Origin of the sequence: Novosphingobium sp. B 225 (genome assembly GCF_002198665.1) — a bacterium.
In the GTDB taxonomy this organism is placed as follows: Bacteria; Pseudomonadota; Alphaproteobacteria; order Sphingomonadales; family Sphingomonadaceae; genus Novosphingobium.
This window is the reverse complement of record NZ_MWLM01000055.1, coordinates 42,711-49,875: the sequence shown is the minus strand read 5'-3', so window position 1 is coordinate 49,875 and position 7,165 is coordinate 42,711. Positions and strand designations below refer to the sequence as shown.

7 protein-coding genes are annotated in these 7,165 nt (G+C 63.5%); 5 read left to right on the top strand and 2 right to left on the bottom strand.

The genetic code is table 11. The annotated features are described in order from the left end of the window. The 5 genes from lepB to MNBBLIKP_RS09800 form a co-directional block, all read left to right on the top strand. A partial coding sequence (gene lepB / locus MNBBLIKP_RS09820) for a signal peptidase I (protein WP_441339272.1) occupies window positions 1–844 on the top strand: 844 nt, incomplete at its 5' end. 4 nt (window positions 845–848) lie between these two features. Continuing rightward, the gene (gene rnc / locus MNBBLIKP_RS09815; RefSeq protein WP_088309967.1) at window positions 849–1,517 is read left to right on the top strand and encodes a ribonuclease III; all 669 of its coding nucleotides are present in this window, start codon (window positions 849–851) and stop codon (window positions 1,515–1,517) included. 115 nt (window positions 1,518–1,632) lie between these two features. Then, on the top strand, window positions 1,633–2,529 hold the full coding sequence (era, locus tag MNBBLIKP_RS09810) for a GTPase Era (RefSeq protein WP_088309965.1): 897 nt from the start codon (window positions 1,633–1,635) through the stop codon (window positions 2,527–2,529). Between the two features lie 50 nt (window positions 2,530–2,579). Then, the gene (locus MNBBLIKP_RS09805) at window positions 2,580–3,365 is read left to right on the top strand and encodes an SGNH/GDSL hydrolase family protein (protein WP_176399729.1); all 786 of its coding nucleotides are present in this window, start codon (window positions 2,580–2,582) and stop codon (window positions 3,363–3,365) included. Next, window positions 3,362–4,033, top strand: a complete 672-nt coding sequence (locus MNBBLIKP_RS09800; RefSeq protein ID WP_088309961.1) for a spermidine synthase — start codon at window positions 3,362–3,364, stop codon at window positions 4,031–4,033. Before MNBBLIKP_RS09805 ends, MNBBLIKP_RS09800 begins: the two co-directional genes overlap by 4 nt. 408 nt (window positions 4,034–4,441) lie before the next feature. Here MNBBLIKP_RS09800 and MNBBLIKP_RS09795 read toward each other — a convergent pair whose 3' ends face one another. Continuing rightward, window positions 4,442–4,621 carry a hypothetical protein gene (locus MNBBLIKP_RS09795; RefSeq protein ID WP_088309959.1) on the bottom strand — a complete coding sequence of 60 codons (180 nt, stop codon included), beginning with the start codon at window positions 4,619–4,621 and terminating at the stop codon, window positions 4,442–4,444. Next, window positions 4,621–7,152, bottom strand: a complete 2,532-nt coding sequence (topA, locus tag MNBBLIKP_RS09790; RefSeq protein ID WP_088309957.1) for a type I DNA topoisomerase — start codon at window positions 7,150–7,152, stop codon at window positions 4,621–4,623. Before topA ends, MNBBLIKP_RS09795 begins: the two co-directional genes overlap by 1 nt. Between the last annotated feature and the right edge of the window lie 13 nt (window positions 7,153–7,165).

Genomic DNA, 7,165 nt, shown 5'->3' with positions numbered 1-7,165 from the left:
CCCTGCCCCCGAAACGACCCCAGCCAAGCCGGTGAAGAAGGAAGACAGTTTTCCCGTCTTCCTGCTCAAGCTGGTAGTGATGGTGGCGGTTTTCCGCAGTTTCATCTTTTCGCCGTTCAACATCCCCAGCGAATCGATGCTGCCCCGGCTGCTCAACGGGGACTATCTGGTCGCGGCGAAGTGGGCCTATGGCTATTCACATTATTCGCTGCCCTGGTCGGCGCCCTTGCTGCCCGAACACCGCATTTTCGCCCGCACGCCGGAACGCGGCGATGTGGTGATTTTCAAGCAGCCGCCGCTCAACGATGTGGAATATATCAAGCGGGTTGTCGGCCTGCCGGGTGATACCGTGGAAATGCGGGCCGGCCAGGTAGTGCTGAATGGCACCCCCATCCCCAAGCAGCGGATCGCCGATTTCGTGTTGCCGGTGACGCAGAACATGATCGACGCCGCCAAGCGGGACAACCGTGATCCTTGCACTTCCCCGCAATTCGCCTCGAAGCAGTCAGATGGCACGGACGTGTGCATCTATCCGCGTTATCAGGAAACGCTGCCCGGCGGCCGCACTTATGAAGTGCTCGATCTGGGTCCGCGCCCGCAGGATGATTACCCGCCGAAACTGGTGCCCGAAGGCACGCTGTTCCTGATGGGCGACAACCGCGACAATTCCGAAGACAGCCGCTTCCCCGCCGAACCGGGCCGCGGGATCGGGCTGGTGCCGATGGACAATCTGGTCGGCCGTGCGACGGTGATGTGGTGGTCCACCGATGGCAGCGCCGAATGGCTCAAGCCGTGGACCTGGTTCTCCGCCGCGCGCTGGAGCCGGTTGGGAGGGACCTTCTGATCCCGTGCTGAACCCCGAAACCCACGCCTTCCTGAGCCGTATCGCCGGACGCCCGCCGATCGATGAAGCGCTGTGGGTGGAAGCCCTGACCCATGGCAGCACCGGCGCACCGCGGGATTATCAGCGGCTGGAATTCCTGGGGGACCGGGTGCTGGGCATGGTGATCGCCGATTGGCTCTATGCCTTGGAACAGGGCAATGAAGGCCGTCTTTCGCAGCGGCTCAACGCGCTGGTCAGCCGCACCACTTGCGCTACGGTCGCCCGTTCCATCGGGCTTGGCGCACACATGCAGCTGGGCAAGCAGGCGCGTGACGATGGCGGGCAGGACAGCGACAATATCCTGGGCGACGTGATGGAAGCCCTGATCGGCGCAAGTTTTGTTACTCATGGCTTTGAAGCCACCCGCGACATGGTGCGCGAATTGTGGGCCGATCAGGTCGGCGGCAAGACCGGTCAGGCCAAGCACCCCAAAAGCGCGCTGCAGGAATGGGCCGCCGGCAACCGCCGCAAGGTCCCCGAATACCGTTTGATCGAACGCAGCGGGCCAGACCATGCCGCCCGCTTCCTCGTCGAAGTCAGCGTCAAGGGTGTTGGCGAAGTCGAAGCCACCGGCACGTCGATGCGCGAGGCCGAGACCATGGCAGCAGAACTCTTCATGCAGAGGTTTGGGTGATGCTGGCGCAGGGCCTTCGACAAGCGCAGGCCGAACGGGCAATGTGCTTCATCCAATTCCCCATCCCCGCTCAGGCTGAGCTTGACGAAGCCCCCGCACGACGGAGCCGAATTTCATGACCCAACATTGCGGCCTCATCGCCGTGCTCGGCGCGCCCAATGCGGGCAAGAGTACCCTGGTCAATGCGCTGGTCGGGCAGAAAGTGGCGATCGTTTCGGCCAAGGCGCAGACCACCCGCGCGCGGCTGATGGGGATCGCGCTGGAAGGGGAGACCCAGATCATCCTGGCCGACACCCCCGGCCTGTTCGAACCCAAACGCAGGCTTGACCGCGCGATGGTTTCCGCCGCCTGGGAAGGCGCGCAGGAAGCTGATGCGATCCTGCTGGTGGTCGATGGCCGCAAGAAGAAGCTTGAATACCTTGAACCGATCCTGACCAGCCTGGCTGATCGCAAGGAACGCAAGATCCTGGTGCTCAACAAAGTCGATGAAGTGGCCAAGGAACCGATGCTGATCGCGGCGCAGGCGCTTGCCGGGGACGGCCAGTTCGACGAGGTGTTCTTCATCTCTGCCCTGACCGGCGACGGGGTGGGCGAACTCAAGACCCGGCTCGCTGCGCTGATGCCCGAAGGCCACTGGCACTATCCCGAGGATCAGGTTTCCGACGCCAGCGAGCGTTTGCTGGCCTGCGAAATCACCCGCGAACAGCTCTACCGCCAGCTCCACGACGAACTGCCCTATGACAGCGCGGTGCGGCCCGAAAGCTATACCCCGCGCAAGGACGGCTCGGTTGAAATCCACCAGCAGATCGTGATCGCGCGCGACAGCCAGAAGGGCATCGTGCTGGGCAAGGGCGGCAGCAAGCTGAAAGCCATCGGTGAAGCCGCGCGCAAGGAACTGACGGAATTGCTGGGCTGCAAGGTCCACTTGTTCCTGCACGTCAAGGTTGAGGAAGGCTGGGCCGACAGCAACAAGGAAATCTACGAGGAAATCGGGCTGGATTGGGTCAAATGAGGCTGGCAGCGGCAGGCCTGTTTCTGGCCATATTGGCGGGATGCGCCCATGTGACCAGCCTTCCCTCTGGCGGGCGCTATGTCGCGCTGGGGTCATCCTATGCGGCTGGCACAGCGATTGGCGGGATCAAGCCGGACACTCCGCAGCGCTGCGGCCGCAGCCCGAAAAACTACGCCACGCTGCTTGCCGGAAGGCTTGGCCTGCAACTCGACGATCAAACCTGCGGAGGAGCGACGACGGCCCATGTGTTGGGGCCGTGGAACGAACTTGCCCCCCAGATCGCCGCGGTCAACGCCGCAACCCGGCTGGTAACCATCACGATTGGCGGGAACGATCTGGGCTATATGCAGAACCTTGGCGGGGCCAGTTGCAATGCTTCCGAAGGCCTGACCTATAACGGCAAGACTTACCCCTGCCCGGCTTTGAAACCGCCAACAGTGCAGGACTATGCCCGGCTGGAAAGCAACCTGCGGGCAATTTCGCGCAAGGTTCACGCCCAGGCACCCAAAGCCAGGCTGGTGTTCGTCCAATACGTCAAACTGGTTCCGGATGCTCCATGCCCGGCACTTAACCTGTCACCCGAAGGCGCATTGCTGACCCGGAGCATGGGGGAAAGCCTGGCAACCATCACCCGCCGTGTCGCCGCCGAAACGGGGGCACAGGTACTCGATACCGACGAACTTTCGCGCGATCACAGTCCCTGTGCGGCGGTGCCATGGAGCGCTGGCCCCAAACCGCTGGGGCCTGATGCGAACACACCATGGCATCCCAACGCGGCCGCGCATGCCGCGATTGCAGATGCCTTGGAGAAACTGCTGCAAGGGGCCGGTCGATGATCCAGCGCGAACTCCTCGGATCGGCCCAGATCCCCGGCGGCGGCGAATTGCGGTTGTTCCGGCATGACCGCGATTTCATGATCGTGCTGGGCGGCAATGAATTGATGAGCAGCCGGATGAGCGGCTCTGAAATTGCGCTGGCCGAACAGACGCTTGACCGGCTGGGGCAGCGCAAAGGTCTGCGGCTGCTGATCGGCGGCTATGGTATGGGCTTTACCTTGCGCGCCGCGCTGGCCCGGCTGGGGGCCGATGCCGAAGTGGTGGTAGCGGAACTGGTGCCCGAAATCATCTTCTGGGCGCGGGAATATATGCCGCACATGGAAGCCGGGTGCCTTGATGATCCGCGCGTGGAGCTGCGTTACGGCGACGTGATCGACGAAATTGCCGAGGAACCGGGCGGGTTCGACGCGATCCTGCTTGATGTCGATAACGGCCCCGATGGCCTGACCCGCCCCGCCAACGACGGCCTCTACTCCCCCCGCGGCCTGCGCGCCGCCCAGGCCGCCTTGCGCCCCGGCGGGGTGCTGGCGATCTGGTCCGCCGCCAAGGACGAAGTCTTCGCGCGGCGGCTGGCCAAAAGCGGCTTTGCCGTGGACGAAGTGACCGTCCGGGCGCGCAGCAACGGCAAGGGGCCGAAGCATGTGATCTGGTTTGCGACGTTGGGGTAAGGAAGAAGAAGGACCCCTCCGTCAGCCCTTCGGGCTGCCACCTCCCCATTTGCACTACGTGAAAATGGGAAGGATCGTTGCGGCGGGCATAGATCCTCCCCATTTTTGGCGAATGCCACAAATGGGGAGGTGGATCGTCCGCAGGACGAGACGGAGGGGTTTTGGACGCCTGCGAAACAGCACCCCCCCTCACCACCTCAACCCACCACGCAAAACTTTCCTACAAGCCTCGAATCTGTCATGCCGTACAGGTTCTTTGACATCGTTGAGACCCCGCGAAATCCCCGGTTCCGGAATATTTTTCCGGAATCAGGCCACGTGTCACTTTATTTCACGTAACCAATTGAACTAACGGCATATTCTGCCCGGACGCAGTGTAACCTTGTTGTCACCTTGTCCGGCGGCATGTCACCGCAATTTGGCGATCCCGATCCCGTCGATCTTGGCCCGCTCCTTGGTCGATTCCTCACTGCGATTTAACGCTTTGGCGATCTCTTTCAGGCCCTTGCCCTTGCCCGCCAGCACCCGCAATTTGGCCACTTCATCGGCCTTCCACGGTTGACGGTGCTTGGTGAACTGTTCAGCCATTACTTCTTCGCCGCCGCTTTCTTCTTCGGCGCGGCCTTCTTGGCCGGAGCCTTCTTGCGCCCGCCCTTCTTGGCTGGGCCCTTGGCGGCCTTTTCGGTGATCAGCACGATCGCTTCTTCGGCGGTCAAAGCCTCGGGCTGCTTGTCGCGAGGCAGGGTGGCGTTGGTGGTGCCGTCGGTGACGTAGGGTCCATAACGCCCCGCCATCAGCTTCATTTCCCCGCCGCTTTCGGGGTGCGGGCCAAAGGTCTTGAGCGGTTCGGCGGCGGTGCGGGTGCCCCTGCCCCCGCCAGCGGCCGCTTCGGCCAGGCGCACCACGGCCGCATTCATGCCCACTTCGAACACCTCGGCGGTGCCGCGCAGCTTGGCGTATTTGCCGTCATGCAGCAGATAAGGCCCGTACTTCCCGATGCTCGCAACAATCGGCTCCCCGGTTTCGGGGTGATTGCCCAGCACGCGTGGCAGATCGATCAGCTTGACCGCCCAGTCAAGCGTCAGTTCGCCGACATCCTTGGGGATGTTGCCGCGCTTGGCATCCTTGCCGCTGCCCATTTCGAGGTAGGGGCCGAACCGCCCGACCTTGCGGGTGATCGGCAGGCCGGTTTCGGGATGGTTGCCCAGTTCCCCGTCCTCGCCCCCATCCGCGCCGCCAGGCTGGGCGAATTTACGGGTGAATTTGCACTCGGGATAGTTCGAGCAGGCCACGAAGGCCCCGTACTTGCCCCCGCGCAAGGACAGCCGTCCGGCCTCGCATTTCGGGCATTTGCGCGGATCCTTGCCGTCCTCGCTCGGCGGGAACAGGTAATCGGAGAGGAATTCATCCAGCGCCTCGGTCACTTCCGAGGGCTTCTTCTCCATCACTTCGTCGCTCTTGGGCTTGAAGTCCTTCCAGAAGGCTTCGAGCAAGGGCTTCCACCCGGCGCGGCCACCGGACACTTCGTCCAGTTCGTCCTCCATCCCGGCGGTGAACTGATAGGCGACATAGCGTTCGAAAAACCGTTCGAGGAACGCGGTCAGCAGGCGGCCCGATTCCTCTGCGAAGAAACGGTTTTTCTCGGTCCGTACGTAATTGCGGTCCTTCAGCACCTGGATCGTCGCGGCGTAGGTCGAGGGGCGGCCGATGCCGAGTTCTTCCAGCCGCTTGACCAGCGTCGCCTCGCTGTAGCGCGGCGGCGGCTGGGTGAAGTGCTGGCTGGCATCGACCCCGCGCTTGGCCGGGGTGTCGCCGGTGTTAAGCACCGGCAGCATGCCGCTCTCGTCCTCGTCATCGCCCGGTTTCTGGTCGAGCGTTTCGTCGTAAACCGCGAGGAAGCCGGGGAACTTGATCACCTGCCCGGTGGCGCGCAGTTCATGCTTGCCGGTGCCGTCGCGCAGGGTGACGCTGGTGCGCTCGATTGCTGCGGAGGCCATCTGGCTGGCGATCGCGCGCTTCCAGATCAGTTCGTAAAGCCGCGCTTCGTCGCCGCTGCCATAGTGGTCCTTGCCGAAATCGGTCGGCCGGATCGCCTCGTGCGCTTCCTGGGCGTTCTTGGCCTTGGTTTCGTAATGCCGGGGCTTTTCCGGCAGATAGTGGCCGTTGTTGTAACGATCGCTGATCGCCTTGCGCGCTGCGGAAATCGCGCTGGAGTCCATCTGGACTCCGTCGGTCCGCATATAGGTGATCGCGCCGGCTTCATACAGGTTCTGCGCCACGCGCATGGTGTGGCTGGCGGAAAAGCCCAGCTTGCGCGCGGCTTCCATCTGCAAGGTACTGGTGGTGAACGGCGGCCAGGGATTGCGCCGGGTGGGGCGGACATCGACCTCCTCGACCCGGAAGCTCCCCGCCTCGACCACGGCCTTGGCCCGCGCCGCGCTGCCCGCGTCCCCCAGCGTCAGCTTGTCGAGCTTTTCGCCGTCGAACTTGACCAGCCGCGCCGCGAACTGCGTGCCGAGATGTTCGAGGCTGGCGATCACCGACCAGTATTCCTGCGGCCGGAACGCCTCGATCTCGCGCTCGCGCTCAACGATCAGCCGCAGCGCGACCGACTGGACCCGGCCCGCGCTCTTCGCCCCGGGCAACTTGCGCCACAGCACCGGCGAAAGCGTGAAGCCGAACAGGTAATCGAGCGCGCGGCGGGCGAGGTAGGCGTCGATCAGGTCCTGATCCAGCTCGCGCGGCTGTTTCATCGCGGCCAGGATCACGTCCTTGGTGATCGCGTTGAAGGTGACCCGCTCCACCTCCTTGGGTAGCGCCTTTTTCTTGGCCAGAAGCTCGCGCACGTGCCAGCTGATCGCCTCGCCCTCGCGGTCAGGGTCGGTGGCAAGGATCAGGCGGTCGGCGCCCTTGGCGGCATCGGTGATCGCCTTCACCTGCCGCGCCTTGTCGCCATACAGCTCCCAGTCCATCGCAAAGCCTTCGTCGGGGCGGACCGAACCGTCCTTGGGCGGCAGATCGCGGACGTGGCCATAGCTGGCGAGAACCTTGTAGTCCTTGCCCAGATACTTCTCGATGGTCTTGGCCTTGGCGGGGGATTCTACGATGACAAGTTGCATGATGGCTTGCGCG

Excerpts from the sequence above, each read along its gene's own strand:
- era (WP_088309965.1), top strand. The coding sequence starts at position 1,633 with ATGACCCAACATTGCGGCCTCATCGCCGTGCTCGGCGCGCCCAATGCG.
- MNBBLIKP_RS09800 (WP_088309961.1), top strand. The coding sequence starts at position 3,362 with ATGATCCAGCGCGAACTCCTCGGATCGGCCCAGATCCCCGGCGGCGGC.
- MNBBLIKP_RS09795 (WP_088309959.1), bottom strand. The coding sequence starts at position 4,621 with ATGGCTGAACAGTTCACCAAGCACCGTCAACCGTGGAAGGCCGATGAA.
- topA (WP_088309957.1), bottom strand. The coding sequence starts at position 7,152 with ATGCAACTTGTCATCGTAGAATCCCCCGCCAAGGCCAAGACCATCGAG.